Origin of the sequence: Clostridium prolinivorans, from assembly GCF_004011155.1 — a bacterium.
Lineage (GTDB): Bacteria > Bacillota > Clostridia > Clostridiales > Clostridiaceae > Clostridium_AT > Clostridium_AT prolinivorans.
Genome location: NZ_RJWG01000051.1, coordinates 1 through 597, shown reverse-complemented (window position 1 = coordinate 597; position 597 = coordinate 1). Strand labels below are relative to the sequence as shown.

Below are 597 nucleotides of genomic sequence, written 5' to 3'. Positions count from 1 at the left end.
CCAATCTTTTTTAAATTTTTCTATTCCTGAGTCTGTTAAAGGATGATTAAGCATTTGCATTATTACTTTATAAGGAACTGTAGCAATATGTGCTCCTGCTTGTGCTGCATCTATAACATGAAGAGGATTTCTTATACTTGCTGCAATAATTTCAGTATTTATGTTGTGTTTTGAATATATAGTTGATATTTTTTCAATTAAATCCATACCATTAGTTGAAATATCATCTAACCTTCCTAAAAATGGACTTACAAAGCTTGCTCCTGCATTTGCTGCAAGTAAAGCTTGTGCTGCTGTAAATACTAATGTAACATTTGTTTTAATTCCTTCTTTTGAAAGCACATTAACTGCCTTCATTCCTTCCCCTGTCATAGGTATTTTAACTACCATATTTTTATGTATTTTAGCTATTTCTCTACCTTCTGCAATCATACTAGGCGCATCATCGCTTGTAACTTCTCCACTTATTGGACCATCAACTATAGAAGTTATTTCTTTTATTACTTCTTTAAAATCTCTTCCCTCTTTAGCAATTAATGATGGATTTGTAGTTACTCCACAAATGACACCCATTTCATTAGCTTCTCTAATTTCCTT

The 597-nt window shown here is 31.8% G+C and carries 1 protein-coding gene; it reads right to left on the bottom strand.

The annotated features are described in order from the left end of the window. On the bottom strand, positions 1-597 hold a 597-nt coding region (gene fsa, locus EGD97_RS12280; protein WP_127837565.1), incomplete at both ends, for a fructose-6-phosphate aldolase.